This window comes from Streptomyces sp. NPDC096132 (assembly GCF_044763345.1).
GTDB lineage: Bacteria > Actinomycetota > Actinomycetes > Streptomycetales > Streptomycetaceae > Streptomyces.
On sequence record NZ_JBIWGA010000014.1, the window covers coordinates 257,073 to 270,131 of the forward strand.

13 protein-coding genes and 1 riboswitch are annotated in these 13,059 nt (G+C 69.5%); of the genes, 6 read left to right on the top strand and 7 right to left on the bottom strand.

Going from position 1 to position 13,059, the window contains the following annotated elements; genetic code table 11:
* Window positions 1–104: 104 nt before the first annotated feature.
* The gene (gene thiC / locus ACIRF9_RS31080) at window positions 105–1,907 is read right to left on the bottom strand and encodes a phosphomethylpyrimidine synthase ThiC (protein WP_403828715.1); all 1,803 of its coding nucleotides are present in this window, start codon (window positions 1,905–1,907) and stop codon (window positions 105–107) included.
* Window positions 1,900–2,088, bottom strand: a riboswitch (TPP riboswitch). It overlaps the preceding gene by 8 nt.
* A 305-nt stretch (window positions 2,089–2,393) precedes the next feature.
* On the opposite strand from thiC, the gene ACIRF9_RS31085 reads away from it, so the two are divergent.
* The gene (locus ACIRF9_RS31085; RefSeq protein WP_403828717.1) at window positions 2,394–4,076 is read left to right on the top strand and encodes a YibE/F family protein; all 1,683 of its coding nucleotides are present in this window, start codon (window positions 2,394–2,396) and stop codon (window positions 4,074–4,076) included.
* A gap of 113 nt (window positions 4,077–4,189) precedes the next feature.
* On the opposite strand, the gene ACIRF9_RS31090 is transcribed toward ACIRF9_RS31085, so the two are convergent.
* The 4 genes from ACIRF9_RS31090 to ACIRF9_RS31105 form a co-directional block, all read right to left on the bottom strand.
* Complete coding sequence (locus ACIRF9_RS31090) at window positions 4,190–4,636, bottom strand: SsgA family sporulation/cell division regulator (RefSeq protein WP_067255455.1); 447 nt, start codon at window positions 4,634–4,636, stop codon at window positions 4,190–4,192.
* 100 nt (window positions 4,637–4,736) lie between these two features.
* Window positions 4,737–5,558, bottom strand: a complete 822-nt coding sequence (locus tag ACIRF9_RS31095; RefSeq protein WP_403828720.1) for an IclR family transcriptional regulator — start codon at window positions 5,556–5,558, stop codon at window positions 4,737–4,739.
* Between the two features lie 259 nt (window positions 5,559–5,817).
* Window positions 5,818–6,030, bottom strand: a complete 213-nt coding sequence (locus ACIRF9_RS31100) for a DUF5326 family protein (RefSeq protein ID WP_403828722.1) — start codon at window positions 6,028–6,030, stop codon at window positions 5,818–5,820.
* Between the two features lie 155 nt (window positions 6,031–6,185).
* Window positions 6,186–6,503, bottom strand: coding sequence for a cupin domain-containing protein (locus ACIRF9_RS31105; protein WP_403828724.1), 318 nt, complete (start codon window positions 6,501–6,503; stop codon window positions 6,186–6,188).
* A gap of 58 nt (window positions 6,504–6,561) precedes the next feature.
* Between ACIRF9_RS31105 and ACIRF9_RS31110 the strand changes: the two genes are divergently transcribed.
* The 5 genes from ACIRF9_RS31110 to ACIRF9_RS31130 all read left to right on the top strand — a co-directional run bounded on the left by ACIRF9_RS31110 (window position 6,562) and on the right by ACIRF9_RS31130 (window position 10,311).
* Window positions 6,562–6,939, top strand: coding sequence for a phage holin family protein (locus ACIRF9_RS31110; RefSeq protein ID WP_403828726.1), 378 nt, complete (start codon window positions 6,562–6,564; stop codon window positions 6,937–6,939).
* A 7-nt stretch (window positions 6,940–6,946) separates the two neighbouring features.
* The gene (locus tag ACIRF9_RS31115; RefSeq protein ID WP_403828728.1) at window positions 6,947–7,438 is read left to right on the top strand and encodes a low molecular weight protein-tyrosine-phosphatase; all 492 of its coding nucleotides are present in this window, start codon (window positions 6,947–6,949) and stop codon (window positions 7,436–7,438) included.
* Entirely contained in the window at window positions 7,435–8,592 is a 1,158-nt protein-coding gene (locus tag ACIRF9_RS31120; protein ID WP_403828730.1) for a cystathionine gamma-lyase, read from the top strand. The genes ACIRF9_RS31115 and ACIRF9_RS31120 overlap by 4 nt, the downstream gene beginning before the upstream one ends.
* 232 nt (window positions 8,593–8,824) lie before the next feature.
* The gene (locus ACIRF9_RS31125) at window positions 8,825–9,730 is read left to right on the top strand and encodes a LysR family transcriptional regulator (RefSeq protein WP_403828732.1); all 906 of its coding nucleotides are present in this window, start codon (window positions 8,825–8,827) and stop codon (window positions 9,728–9,730) included.
* 98 nt (window positions 9,731–9,828) lie between these two features.
* Window positions 9,829–10,311, top strand: a complete 483-nt coding sequence (locus ACIRF9_RS31130; RefSeq protein WP_403828734.1) for an NUDIX domain-containing protein — start codon at window positions 9,829–9,831, stop codon at window positions 10,309–10,311.
* Between the two features lie 22 nt (window positions 10,312–10,333).
* On the opposite strand, the gene ACIRF9_RS31135 is transcribed toward ACIRF9_RS31130, so the two are convergent.
* The gene (locus ACIRF9_RS31135; protein ID WP_403828736.1) at window positions 10,334–11,920 is read right to left on the bottom strand and encodes a globin domain-containing protein; all 1,587 of its coding nucleotides are present in this window, start codon (window positions 11,918–11,920) and stop codon (window positions 10,334–10,336) included.
* 427 nt (window positions 11,921–12,347) lie between these two features.
* On the bottom strand, window positions 12,348–12,980 hold the full coding sequence (locus tag ACIRF9_RS31140) for an HAD family hydrolase (RefSeq protein ID WP_403828738.1): 633 nt from the start codon (window positions 12,978–12,980) through the stop codon (window positions 12,348–12,350).
* Window positions 12,981–13,059: the final 79 nt, after the last annotated feature.

Below are 13,059 nucleotides of genomic sequence, written 5' to 3' on the forward strand. Positions count from 1 at the left end.
GTTTCGAGGAACCATAAGGGCGGCATACGACAACCGGCGCTGCCATGGAAAGCAGTGCGACAGGCGGTACCCGGATCAGTCGACCGCGGGCACCGCCCGGAGCCTCAGTCCGCGAGCGGCAGATACACCCTGTTCCCGCTCGCCGCGAACTCCTTCGACTTCTGGAGCATCCCCTCCGCGACCTCCTCGGGAGACGCCCCCTCGGCCGCCGCACCACCGAACCGCTCTGTGATGCTTTGGCTGATCTTCATCGAGCAGAACTTCGGCCCGCACATCGAGCAGAAGTGAGCGGTCTTCGCGGGCTCGGCCGGCAGGGTCTCGTCATGGAACTCCCGTGCCGTGTCCGGGTCGAGGGCGAGGTTGAACTGGTCCTCCCAGCGGAACTCGAAGCGGGCGTCGGACAGCGCGTCGTCCCATTCCTGTGCACCGGGGTGCCCCTTGGCGAGGTCGGCTGCGTGGGCGGCGATCTTGTAGGTGATGACGCCGGTCTTGACGTCGTCACGGTTGGGCAGGCCCAGGTGTTCCTTGGGCGTGACGTAGCAGAGCATGGCCGTGCCCCACCATGCGATCATCGCGGCACCGATGCCGGAGGTGATGTGGTCGTACGCCGGCGCGACGTCCGTCGTCAGCGGGCCGAGCGTATAGAACGGAGCTTCATCGCAGATCTCCTGCTGAAGGTCGATGTTCTCCTTGATCTTGTGCATCGGGACATGGCCCGGGCCCTCGATCATGGTCTGTACGTTGAAACGCTTGGCGATCGTGTTGAGTTCCCCGAGCGTGCGCAACTCCGCGAACTGCGCCTCGTCGTTGGCGTCCGCGATCGAGCCGGGCCGCAGGCCGTCGCCCAGCGAGTAGGTGACGTCGTAGGCGGCGAGGATCTCGCAGAGTTCCTCGAAGTTCTCGTACAGGAACGACTCCTTGTGGTGCGCCAGGCACCAGGCCGCCATGATCGAGCCGCCGCGCGAGACGATGCCGGTCTTGCGGCCCGCGGTGAGCGGGACATACGGGAGGCGCACGCCCGCGTGGACCGTCATGTAGTCCACGCCCTGCTCGGCCTGCTCGATGACGGTGTCCTTGTAGATCTCCCAGGTCAGTTCCTCGGCCTTGCCGTCGACCTTCTCCAGGGCCTGGTACAGCGGCACCGTGCCGATGGGGACGGGGGAGTTGCGCAGCACCCACTCACGGGTGGTGTGGATGTTGCGGCCGGTGGAGAGGTCCATGACCGTGTCGGCGCCCCAGCGGGTCGCCCAGGTCATCTTCTCGACCTCCTCCTCGATGGAGGACGTGACCGCCGAGTTGCCGATGTTGGCGTTGACCTTCACCAGGAACCTCTTGCCGATGATCATCGGCTCGATCTCCGGGTGGTTGACGTTGGCCGGCAACACCGCGCGGCCCGCCGCGATCTCCTCGCGGACCACCTCGGGGGAAACGTTCTCCCTGAGGGCCACGAACTCCATCTCGGGCGTGATCTCTCCCCGGCGCGCATACGCGAGCTGGGTGACCGCCCCGCCGTCCCGGCCGCGGCGCGGCAGACGCGGCCGCCCCGGGAACACCGCGTCGAGATTGCGCAGTCCGCCCCTCGGCGAGGTGTGCTTGATGCCGTCGTCCTCGGGACGGACGGGACGGCCCGCGTACTCCTCGGTGTCACCGCGAGCGATGATCCAGTTCTCACGCAACGGTGCCAGGCCCCTGCGTACGTCCGTGTCGACGAGCGGATCGGTGTACGGGCCGGAGGTGTCGTACAGCGTGACCGACTGCCCGTTGGTGAGGTGCACCTGGCGGACCGGCACGCGCAGGTCGGGGCGAGTGCCCTCGACGTACCCCTTGTGCCAGCCGATGGACTTCCCGACCTCCTGGGACTTTTCGTCCTGAATGGAGGCAGGCGTGCGTGCGTCCTTGTTGGTCATGAGACCTACTCCCTACGCCGGCATTACCCGGTAACAGGTTCGGCGGTCGACGCAGCGGCTACCGTCTGCCGACGTTTCATGTGAAACATCACTCGGCTCAGTGACGTTCCACGTGAAACATCGCGAAGACGGAGGTCAGCGCCCTCTCAGCCCGGTGCTCCGAGCTCCCGCGTGTGCAAAGGTGGCACCACGCTAGCGTCATTTGTGGCGCGGTGAACAGTGGGCCTCTGCCGTTCTTGCGATGATCGGGCGGTGACCACGACACACCAGCCCCCGTATCCTCCACCCGAGCCGCCTCGCAGGCCCGGAGCCAGTGGCGGCCCCGGAAACGGTCCGGGAAACGGTCCTGGCGGCGGCCTCGGACACGGTCCTCTGGGTGCTCCTGCGAGCGCTCCTCGAAGCGGTCCCGCTCAGGGCCACGGCGACGACCGCGACTTCGGCGCCAGTCAGGTCCGTGAGCCTGGTCCCGGATACGGCCCCGGCCCGATGGGCCCGGGACCGGGCAGGGGTCACACGCCTCCCCCGCGTGAGGGATACGGCGGAGGTCACTGGCACCGCGACGGTTCCGGATACGTCGGGGATCACGGGCATGACTTCGACGAGGGATACGCCGGGGCCCACGAGCAGCGCAACGGTGCGGCTTACGGCCAGGGCCCCTCTCAGGGAGCCGGGCCGGGTGACGGCGGAGGCCACGGGCACGGGCACGGCCCCGGTGACGCTCACCGCGGCGGGCACGGGCACGGACCCGGTGACGCTCACCGCGGCGGGCACGGGCACGGACCCCATGACGTCCCCGGGGGCGGGCAGGGCGCCGGTTCGGGTGGCGGGCACGGGCATACGCATGGGCACAGCCACAGTCACGGCCCGGCCGCCCCTGTCTCCAAGCATCTGCGCAAGGTCATCGCGGCCATCCTCATCCCGTTCGCCGCGGCGGTCCTGGTCGGGCTCGTGGTGCTGTGGCCGGGCGGTGCCCCGGCGCACGAGCGCACCGGGGTCGGCTTCGACCGGCAGACCCAACAGGCCACGGTCACCAAGGTGGTGAGCGTGAGCTGCCAGTCGGTGAACGCCTCCGGTGGCACCTCGACCGGCGGCACCTCCACGGCCGAGGGCTCCTCCGCCGAACAGCAGGGGAACGGCACCTGCAAGAAGGCCACGATCCGCGTGGACACCGGCGACGACAAGGGCCGTACGTTCACCGAGATCGTCCAGCCGGACCAGTCACGGCAGTTGCACGAGGGCGAGAAGGTCGTGGTCGCCTACGAGCCCTCGGCGCCGAAGGACCTGCAGTACTCGGTCACCGATGTGAACCGCCGGGTCCCGATGGCCGTGTTGGCGCTCATCTTCGCGGTCGCCGTCGTGATCGTCGGACGGCTGCGGGGCGTCATGGCGCTGGTGGCCCTCGCCGCCAGCTTCCTGATCCTGAACTTCTTCATCCTGCCCGCGATCCTGCAGGGCTCGAACCCGCTGCTCGTGGCCGTGGTGGGGTCGAGCGCCATCATGCTGATCGCCCTCTATCTATGCCATGGCCTCTCGGCCCGTACATCTGTCGCCGTACTCGGCACCCTCATCTCGTTGCTGCTGATCGGTTTCCTCGGCTCCTGGTTCATCGACTGGGCCGCGCTCACCGGCAACACGGACGACAACACCGGCCTGATCCACGGCCTGTACCCGTCGATCGACATGAGCGGTCTGCTGCTCGCCGGCATCATCATCGGCTCGCTCGGTGTCCTCGACGACGTGACGGTCACCCAGACCTCCGCGGTCTGGGAGCTGCACGAGGCCAACCCGGCGATGGGCTGGCGCGGGCTGTACCGGGCCGGCATCCGTATCGGCCGCGACCACATCGCGTCCGTCGTGAACACGCTCGTCCTCGCCTACGCCGGTGCCGCGCTGCCGCTGCTGCTGCTCTTCTCGATCGCGCAGAGCAGCGTCGGCACGGTCGCCAACAGTGAGCTGGTCGCCGAGGAGATCGTGCGCACGCTGGTGGGTTCGATCGGCCTGGTGGCGTCGGTGCCGGTCACTACGGCTCTCGCGGCCCTCGTGGTCGCGGCCGACCGCCCGGACCCGGGAACGGCGGCCGCGTCCGTACCGGAGCCGGCTCCGGCGGCAGCAGGGGAGGCGGGTCCCGTCCAGCCCCGGGGTGGCCGGGGCAGGCGGCGCAAGCGCTGAGGGGGTGGGGCGCTCGAGTGGCGCCCCACCCTGGTGCGTGAAGGAGAGAAGAAGCGTTCCTGCGTGGCCACCCCCCGTGGCGAAGCGTTCCGCCACCGCTCGCCGCCGGCGGGTCAGCCGGTGCTCCGTTCCTCCGCCAGAATCCGGTCCAGTGCCTCGTCGAGATGCGCGTCGAAGTCGGCGAGAGCACCCTCCTGGCCCAACGGGACCAGCTTGTCCGTGCGGTCCAGGAAGGCCACCAGAGGGGCGGCCGAGGAACGGAACAGCGCCTGGTCGCCCCCCACCTGAAGGCGGATCAGGACCTCACCGAGCACATCGGGGTCCACGGGCGAGACCCGTACATCACCCTCCCCGCACGGCCTGCCCACCCCGTCGATGAGCAGCTCCCGCCCGAAAGCCCAGGTCACCGGGGCGTCACCGGGCAGATGGAAGGTGAGTCGTACGGCGTAGGGATCGCGCGACTCATAGCCCAGTTCCACCGGGATGCGGAACGAGAGCTCCTCGGACACGAGGAAGCTCATCATGACTTCTGCCTGAACTGCCTGTACGGACTCGCGCATCGCGTTACCCCGTCATTTGCCGTCGAATGGCCGGTAATCAACCCCTGACACTGCACCGCATCTTGCTGAACGTACACAACAGATCACAAGGAGTGAGTTTTCAGATACTGATAGAGATCGCGATTGACCCCAGCCGGCGACCGATCTCGCTCTGCAACTGCCGTGCCGCCGGGAGTAGCCGGTCGGCCTGATGGGCGGGCAGGGAGATGGCCATCGTCGCCGCCGTGGTGCCCACCGTGATCGGGATCGCGGCGCACACCGTGCCCAATGCGTATTCCTGCCTCTCCACGACCGGTTCCATGCGCCGCGTGCGCTCCAGGCGCCGCAGCAGGGTGTGGTCGTCACGCACGGTGTACGGGGTGATCGATTGCACCGGGTAGCGGTCCAGGTGATCGCGGCGGGCGTCCTCGTCCATCTGGGAGAGCAGACACTGGCCGATGGCGTGTGCGTGGGCGGTCTCGCGGAAGTCGGCCCACTCCTCCACCGCTGGGTTGCCGGGGGTGTCGGAGACGCACATGACCTCGATCTCGCCGCCGTGGTACCGGGCGTAGTACACGGGGACACCGATCGAATCGCGCCACTGGGCGAGGGTGTCGGCGACCGTGCTGCGACGTTTCTGCGCGGCCCCGCTGCTGCCCAGACGCTCGGCCGCCTCACCGAGGAAGAACAGCCCCTTGTCCCGGCGCAGATAGCCCTCGTACACAAGGGTGCGCAGCAGGTGGTAGGCCGTGGGGAGGGCAAGGCCGGTCTCGCGGGCCAGTTGCTTGGCCGGAGCTCCGCACTCGTGCTCGGCGACGGACTCCAGCAGGCGCATCGCGCGCTGGACGGAGCCGATGAGCGTCGCGGCCGGGTGCGGCTGTCGGGTCGCGGAGCCGGGCTGCTCGGGGAGGGCTGAGCTCGGCGGGCGTTGGTGCGGGGTCACGGGGGAACGCGGGGCGGGGGGTGCGTGGGATTCCGCGGAGGCGGTGTCAACCGGGGCCAAGGGGTCACTCCCAGAGCGCGAGGGGGCGGCCCGTGCGGGGAACACGGGAGGGGGGTGTAGGCCGCTCGCGGGGTTCTTCCCCGCGTCGAACTCCGGACTTTAACCGTCCCCCACCACTCGCGGCCGGGCCCTGCGGGAAACTTCCCCCGGCCGAGGGAACAGGCGATTCCTGTTACCGCTCAGGCGCCTCCCGCACCGCTCACCAGTCGCCGCGTGACGAGGAGCCCGCCATGAACTTCCGTACGACATAGATCAGTCCGCCGACCAGAGCCACGAAGATCAGCACCTTGAACAGCAGCCAGATCACGAAGCCGACGACGCTGGCTATCAGACCGCCGAACACGACCAGGGCGATGACCGGCACCGCCACCCACTTCACCCACCACGGCAGTCCCGCGAAGATCTCTCGCATCGCCTTCGTCCTTGTCCTCGTCGGTCCGGAACTCCTGTGAGTCCGGATGCTTCCGATGTCCTGCCGTCGATGCTAGATCCGCGAAGGGTGCCGGCGGGGGCCTCGCGCCCCTTGTCCTCCCCTGAACGATCCCCTAGGGAACCCCGAGGAGCGGGTCACGCCTCGGGCGGAGAGAACACCACCAGGACGCGCAGATCCTCGCTGATGTGATGGAACTTGTGGGCGACCCCGGCCGGGACGTAGACCACGCTGCCGCGCGCGACCTGGGTGGTCTCCATGCCGACGGTGATGGAGGCGCGGCCGCTCACGACGAAGTACACCTCGTCCTGGTTGTGCGGATTCTGTGGATCATGCTCTCCGGCGTTGAGGGCGTACAGCCCCACCGACATGTTCCGCTCCCGCAGGAACTGCAGGTAGGCGCCGTCGTTGGCGGCTCGCTCCGCCTCCAGTTCGTCCAGCCGGAATGCCTTCATCGTGTTCGTCCGCCCTCGCCCGGTGCCCGTTGCCGATCTCTCTGCCACGATCAGACACATGAAGAATTTCGTAGTCAAGACGATCGCCAACGCGGGCGCCCTGGCGGTCGCCGTCTGGCTGCTCGACAACATCACCCTGACCGGTGACAGCACGGGCAAGAAGATCGGCACCCTGATAGTCGTCGCGCTGCTCTTCGGCCTGGTGAACTTCCTGGTCAAGCCGATCGTGAAGGTACTGACCTTCCCGCTGTTCATCCTGACGCTCGGTCTGATCACCCTGGTGGTCAACGCCCTGATGCTGCTGCTGACCTCCTGGCTGGCCGACAAGATCTACCTGAGCTTCCACGTCGAGGGCTTCTGGACGGCGGTCCTGGGCGGTCTGATCATCTCCGTGGTCTCCTGGGCGCTCAACGTCGTCCTGCCCGACGGGGACTGAGCCCTCGATGACCTACCGCGTCTGTTTCGTCTGCACCGGCAACATCTGCCGCTCGCCGATGGCCGAATCGGTCTTCCGCGCGCGCGTGGCGGAGGCCGGTCTCGACGGGCTGGTCGAGGTCGACAGCGCCGGCACGGGCGACTGGCACGAGGGCGAGGGCGCCGACCCGCGCACCCTCTCCGTCCTCGAGCAGCACGGGTACGTCCTCGATCACACGGCCCGGATGTTCGAACCGTCCTGGTTCGCCCGCCTCGACCTCGTGATCGCCCTGGACGCCGGCCACCTCCGGGCCCTGCGCCGCCTGGCGCCCACCCCGGAGGACGCCGGCAAGGTGCGGCTGCTGCGTTCCTACGACCCCGCCGCTCAGGACGACCTCGACGTCCCCGACCCCTACTACGGGGGCCGCGACGGCTTCGAGGAGTGCCTTGAGATGGTGGAGGTGGCGAGCAGCGGTCTGCTGACCGCCGTGAGCGAGGATCTGGAAGGACGGGTGCCATGAGCGACTCCACCACGGCTGGTGGCCTCCCCGGGGGCGCCGGTGAGGGCACACGCGCGGTGCGGGCCGGACTGCCCGAACCGGTGAAGTACGAACCGCCCCTTCCGGGCCCGGTGTTCGCCGCGCACTTCCACCTGCCGGGTGAGCCGACGGGTCCGTACACCTACGGCCGCGACGAGAACCCGACCTGGACGCACCTGGAGCACGCGATCGGCGAGCTGGAGGCGCCGGGGCAGGACGGCGTCGAGACGCTCGTCTTCGCCTCCGGCATGGCCGCCACCTCGGCGCTGCTCTTCTCGCAACTGCGCTCCGGTGACACCGTCGTCCTGCCCGGTGACGGCTACCAGGCGCTGCCCCTGGTCCGCGCCCAGCTGGAGGCGTACGGCATCGAGGTGCGGACCGCGCCGACGGGCGGCGACGCCCAGCTCGACGCCCTCGACGGCGCCCGGCTGCTGTGGATCGAGTCGCCGTCCAACCCCGGGCTCGACGTGTGCGACATCCGGCGGCTCGTCGAGGCGGCACACGCGCGTGGCGCTCTCGTCGCCGTCGACAACACGCTCGCCACGCCGCTCGGGCAGCGTCCGCTGGAGCTCGGCGCCGACTTCTCGGTGGCCAGCGGTACGAAGCAGCTCACGGGGCACGGCGACGTCCTCCTCGGGTACGTCACCGGGCGGGCCGGCGAAGCGATGACCGCCGTACGGCGCTGGCGGAAGATCGTCGGGGCGATTCCCGGGCCCATGGAGGCCTGGCTGGCGCACCGGTCGATCGCCACGCTGCAGCTGCGCGTCGACCGGCAGTCGGCCACCGCCCTGGCCGTCGCGGAGGCACTGCGGGACAGGCCGGAGGTGACCGGGCTGCGCTACCCCGGGCTGGCCGACGACCCGGCCCACAAGGTGGCCGCCCAGCAGATGCGGCGCTTCGGGTGCGTGGTCTCGTTCACGCTGCCCACGCGTGCGCGTGCCGAGCGTTTTCTGGAGGCGCTGCGGCTCGTGGACGACGCGACGAGCTTCGGCGGGGTGCGCTCCACCGCCGAGCGACGGGGGCGCTGGGGCGGCGACGCGGTGCCGGAGGGCTTCATCCGGCTGTCGGTCGGCGCCGAGGACTCCGAGGACCTCGTGGCCGATGTGCTGCGAGCGCTGGAGGAGTCGGCGCCATGACCGGTTTACGGACGCCCGGCCGGTGTCCCGCTACGCATGACGGACGGTCCGAGCCTCCCCCCTCGTGGCTCGGACCGTCCTCGGTTCCGCGCGCGAAGAACCGCGCGAACAAGGCTAGTTGACTCTGTGTCAGTGTCCAATCACAGTAGCGACAGAGACCTATCGACATATTTATAGTTGAGGGCCTGCCCCTGAGCCGCGAGAAAGACAGGGGAAGGCAGGAGGACGCTCCATGGATCTGGCCTTGTTGCGCACCTTCGTGACCGTGCACCGGGCCGGCTCCTTCACCCGCGCCGCCGCTCTGCTGGGCCTGTCCCAGCCCGCCGTCACCTCCCAGATCCGCACCCTGGAGCGGCAGCTGGGCCGCCCCCTGTTCCTGCGCCAGGCCCGCGGTGTGACTCCGACGACGATGGGGGACGAGCTCGCCCACAAAGCCGCCCCGCATCTCGACGCCCTGGTGGAGATCACCGAGAGCGGCCTGGACGACGATGCCTCCTTGCGGTCCCTGCACCTCGCCGGTCCTCCCGAGTTCACCGCCGAGCGGGCCCTCCCCGCCCTCACCGAGCTGACCGGCGACGACGGCCAGGGGCTCGCCCTGCGCGTCTCCTTCGGCAACGCCGAGGAGGTCCTGGAGGGGCTGGCGGCCGGCCACCACGACCTGGCCATCAGTACGGCACGGCCGCGCGGCGCCCTGCTCACGGCCACGCCGCTGTGCGACGAGGAGCACGTTCTGATCGCCGCCCCGCAGTGGGCGGAGCGGATCGACTCCGGCAGGCTGCGCCGCAAGGGCGCCTCAGCGCTGGAGAACCTCCCCGTCGTCGAGGTGCACGAGTCGTTGCCCCTCGTCTCCCGCTACTGGGCCTCCGTCTTCGACTCCCGCCCCGCCGCCTCCGGCACCGTCATCGTCCCCGACCTGCGTGCGGTCCTCGCCTGCGCCGTCGCGGGCGCCGGGCTCGCGGTGTTGCCCCGCTATCTGTGCGCGGCCGCTCTGGAGCGCGGTGACGTCGTCGCGCCGCACGAACCGGTGGTGCCGCCGCTGCGGACGTACGTCCTGGTGGTGCGGACCGGCACCCTGGCGATGCCGCACGTCGCACGCGCCCATGAGTGGCTGCTGGGGGCGGCCGCCGAGTGGTGCTGAGGGGTTTCCCCGAGGCTGCATGGCCTAGTTACGGCCTGCTTTGACTTGGTGACGTTTCGCGATGTTTCACGTGGAACATGCGGGGCCACATTTCTCCCATGACCGTCCGACCTGTGGTCAAGCGCACCGCCCGTGCCGTTCTGCTGGACGGCGACGACCTGATCCTGATCAAGCGCACCAAGCCCGGCGTGGATCCGTACTGGGTCACGCCCGGTGGCGGCGTCGAGCCGGATGACGCGACCGTCGTCGACGCCCTGCACCGCGAGGTGCACGAGGAACTCGGCGCGAAGATCACCGATGTGGTTCCCTGCTTCGTCGACACCGTCGAGCACATCGGCGAGGACGGCGGCGCGACCGGTGTGAAGGTGCAGCACTTCTTCGTGTGCCGTCTGGAGTCCATGGATCCCGCCCAGCGGCACGGTCCCGAGGTCGACGAGCCGGCCGGCGAGTACGAGATCGTCTGGGTGCCGTTCACCCGGGTGGGCATCGCCTCGGTCCATCTCGTACCGCTGTCGCTGCGGCACTACCTGGACGGCAACATCGAGGGCGTACGAGCCATGCACGCTCCCGATCTGGGATGAGGCCGTAGGAGCCGACTCCGCGTCAGCTTCCGGCGGCGACGAGTTCCTCGACCGAGTCGTGCCGTATGCGCTCCACGGGGAAGCCGACACCGCGCAGGGCGTCCACGCCGCTGCGGATCATGCCGGGCGGCCCCGAGACATAGGCGTCGTACTCGGTCCAGGGCCCGAAAGTGCGTATGGCGTCGGGCAGCTGGAGCAGGCCGTGCCGGTCGACCACCGCGTGGACCTCCAGCCACGGGTGCGTCTGCTGGAGCCTGAGCATGGTGTCGATGTCGTACAGGTCGTGGTCGCTGCGGGCGCCGTAGAACACCTCGACCGGGCGACGCGCACCGCGCTCGGCGACATCCTCGACCAGTGCCTTGATGGGGGCTATGCCGGTGCCACCGCCCAGGCAGAGCAGGCCGCTGTCCCGGGTGTGGTCGACGGTCATCGAGCCGGCCGGCGGGCCGAGCCGTATGACGTCCCCGGGCCGGGCACGGTGCACCAGGGCGTTGGAGACCCAGCCGGCCGGAATGGCCTTCACGTGGAAGGCCAGGAGCCCGTCGGAGCGGGGCGCCGACGCGAACGAATAGTGCCGCCAGATCCGCGGCCACCATGGTGTCTCGAGGCTCGCGTACTGCCCGGCGAGAAAGGGATAGGGCTGGTCCGGGCGGAGGGTGAGGACGGCGACGTCCGGCGTTCTGAGGTCGTGGGAGACGATCTCCGCGTGCCACCAGGCCGGAGCGCGCAGTTCGTCCGCGGCCGCCGCGTCGATCATGACCTGGGAGATCGTCGTGTACGTCCGGACCCAGGCGGCTTCGGTCTCGGCGTCCCACACGGCGTCGCCGTACTTGTTCAGCGCGCCGATGAGGCACTCGCCCACCGCCGGATAGTGCTCGGCCCGGGTTCCGTACTTGCGGTGGCCCCGGCCGAGGTTCTGCAGGTATTCGACGAGGACCGGGGTGTTGTCGATGTGCTCGGCGGCGGTCAGCAGGGCCTTGAGCAGCCGGTCCCGCTGGGCGTCCATCGCGGGCGGGAAGAGCGGGCGCAGTTCGGGGTGGCGGACGAAGAGCAGGGCGTAGAAGTACGAGGTGACCTTGTCGGCCACGGGGGCCACCTCCGCCATGGTCCGGCGAATGAGGATGGCGTCCGGGGAGGCCGCCTCCTGGGCGGCGGGAGCGGGCCGGTGTACGGGAGGCGGTTGCTGGGCGGGGGCGGGTCGCTGGACGGGGACCAGGGGATCGGTGAGCGGGGAGTGCTGCGCCACCGAGAGGGCGGGGGATTGCACAGGCCCGGGGGCGGCCGTCGCGGGCCGCTGCGGGGGCGTCCCGGCCCGGATGCCCGCCTCCGTCGGCGCGGGCGGGCTGTACGGGCTCTGCGGCCCTGAGTCCGGCTGCTGCGCCGAGTCCCTGCCTATTCGCTCCCCCGTGTTCGTGGGAGCGCTCTGGGGCGGGTCACCGTCGCCGGTGGTCGTGCCGCGGCCCACCGGGCGCAGTGCGGCCAGGCGGCGGCCGTCCGATGTCCCCTGCTCGCCTCCCGCAGCCGGCTCCGGCTGTTTGTGCGGCGTGAACCATCCGTCCCCGCCGCCGGACGTGCCGTTGTCGGCCGACTTGGTGGTCGGAGCGTCCATGGTGTGCCTCGCCTCGAACATCTTTCGGTCGGTCTGCGCACTTCCTGGATCGGAAGATGCCTGCTTCCCCCGCAGACGGCTTGCTTTTCCGTTCGGTTCCGTGACCGGCAAGGCCACGGTCCACCCGTGATTCCGCTCCGCATGAACGCATGAGGCGAGAGTGCGACCTGGTCCGCAGCACTCTCACCGCAGCATCCCATCCCATGGGACACCCCGGCCGCACAACCGGAAATGCGGGTCTTCGATCTCTCCGTCCCGTTAGGCTGCAATGCCCTCTTCTCGGCCCGCCCGGCAGGCGTGCGCCGGGTCCGGCACACATCACTCCGGAAGCGAACCGGAGTCGACCATACCGGCCGCGGTCGGCCGCACAAGTCCCCCCTTCCCTCCCCTGGAAGAAGGCTCGGGAAGTGAACCGCCGTTTCCCCAACTACCGGGCGTGCCGCACCAATTCATAGGCATCCCACAGATCCTTCCCCGTGTAGGAATGGGTGGCGAGGCTCGTCAGATGACGGTCCGCATTGACCGCCACGGAGACGGACACGGCTCCGAACAGGTCTTTGTCGGAGTGCGAGTCCCCGTAGGCGACGCAGTCGTCCCGCGTCACTCCGAACTCCGCGCACAGCCGATCGGCGATCACCACCTTCGCCGCGGCGCTGAGCACTCCCGCCGGATCCACCGGCTCGCTGAAAGGAAGCGTGGGAAACCGGGATCCATAGGCCGCGTGAGCGCCCCAGCTCGTGAGTTTTTCCACAAAGAAGGAGGGCGAGAGCGACACGACGGCGCAGTACTCCCCTCTGCTGCTGATCTCCGCCCAGACCTCACGGATACGCGCCAGCCACGGAGCCCCGGCGAAGGCGGCCGCCACATGCTCCTCGGTGAGGCTCGCCCAGAGGGCACGCACCTGGTTCGCGTACTCCGGCGGCTGGATCCGCCCCGCGGAGGCCGCTCGGTCCAGCGCCACCGCCTCGGCCTCCAGGCCGAGTTGGCGTGAGATCTCCCGTGGCGCGGACGTTCCGTGCAGCAGTGTGCCGTCGAGGTCGAAGAGATGAAGTCTCGCCATGCGCCGAGGCTAGCCGGGCAGGCTGTCAGTCCCCTTACACGGTTCGCCGCCTTCTGTCGGTCTCCGCCGTTTCACGTGA

Coding starts and splice junctions, on each gene's coding strand:
- thiC (WP_403828715.1), bottom strand. CDS start 1,907: ATGACCAACAAGGACGCACGCACGCCTGCCTCCATTCAGGACGAAAAG.
- ACIRF9_RS31085 (WP_403828717.1), top strand. CDS start 2,394: ATGGGCCCGGGACCGGGCAGGGGTCACACGCCTCCCCCGCGTGAGGGA.
- ACIRF9_RS31090 (WP_067255455.1), bottom strand. CDS start 4,636: ATGCGCGAGTCCGTACAGGCAGTTCAGGCAGAAGTCATGATGAGCTTC.
- ACIRF9_RS31100 (WP_403828722.1), bottom strand. CDS start 6,030: ATGCGAGAGATCTTCGCGGGACTGCCGTGGTGGGTGAAGTGGGTGGCG.
- ACIRF9_RS31105 (WP_403828724.1), bottom strand. CDS start 6,503: ATGAAGGCATTCCGGCTGGACGAACTGGAGGCGGAGCGAGCCGCCAAC.
- ACIRF9_RS31110 (WP_403828726.1), top strand. CDS start 6,562: ATGAAGAATTTCGTAGTCAAGACGATCGCCAACGCGGGCGCCCTGGCG.
- ACIRF9_RS31115 (WP_403828728.1), top strand. CDS start 6,947: ATGACCTACCGCGTCTGTTTCGTCTGCACCGGCAACATCTGCCGCTCG.
- ACIRF9_RS31120 (WP_403828730.1), top strand. CDS start 7,435: ATGAGCGACTCCACCACGGCTGGTGGCCTCCCCGGGGGCGCCGGTGAG.
- ACIRF9_RS31125 (WP_403828732.1), top strand. CDS start 8,825: ATGGATCTGGCCTTGTTGCGCACCTTCGTGACCGTGCACCGGGCCGGC.
- ACIRF9_RS31130 (WP_403828734.1), top strand. CDS start 9,829: ATGACCGTCCGACCTGTGGTCAAGCGCACCGCCCGTGCCGTTCTGCTG.
- ACIRF9_RS31135 (WP_403828736.1), bottom strand. CDS start 11,920: ATGGACGCTCCGACCACCAAGTCGGCCGACAACGGCACGTCCGGCGGC.
- ACIRF9_RS31140 (WP_403828738.1), bottom strand. CDS start 12,980: ATGGCGAGACTTCATCTCTTCGACCTCGACGGCACACTGCTGCACGGA.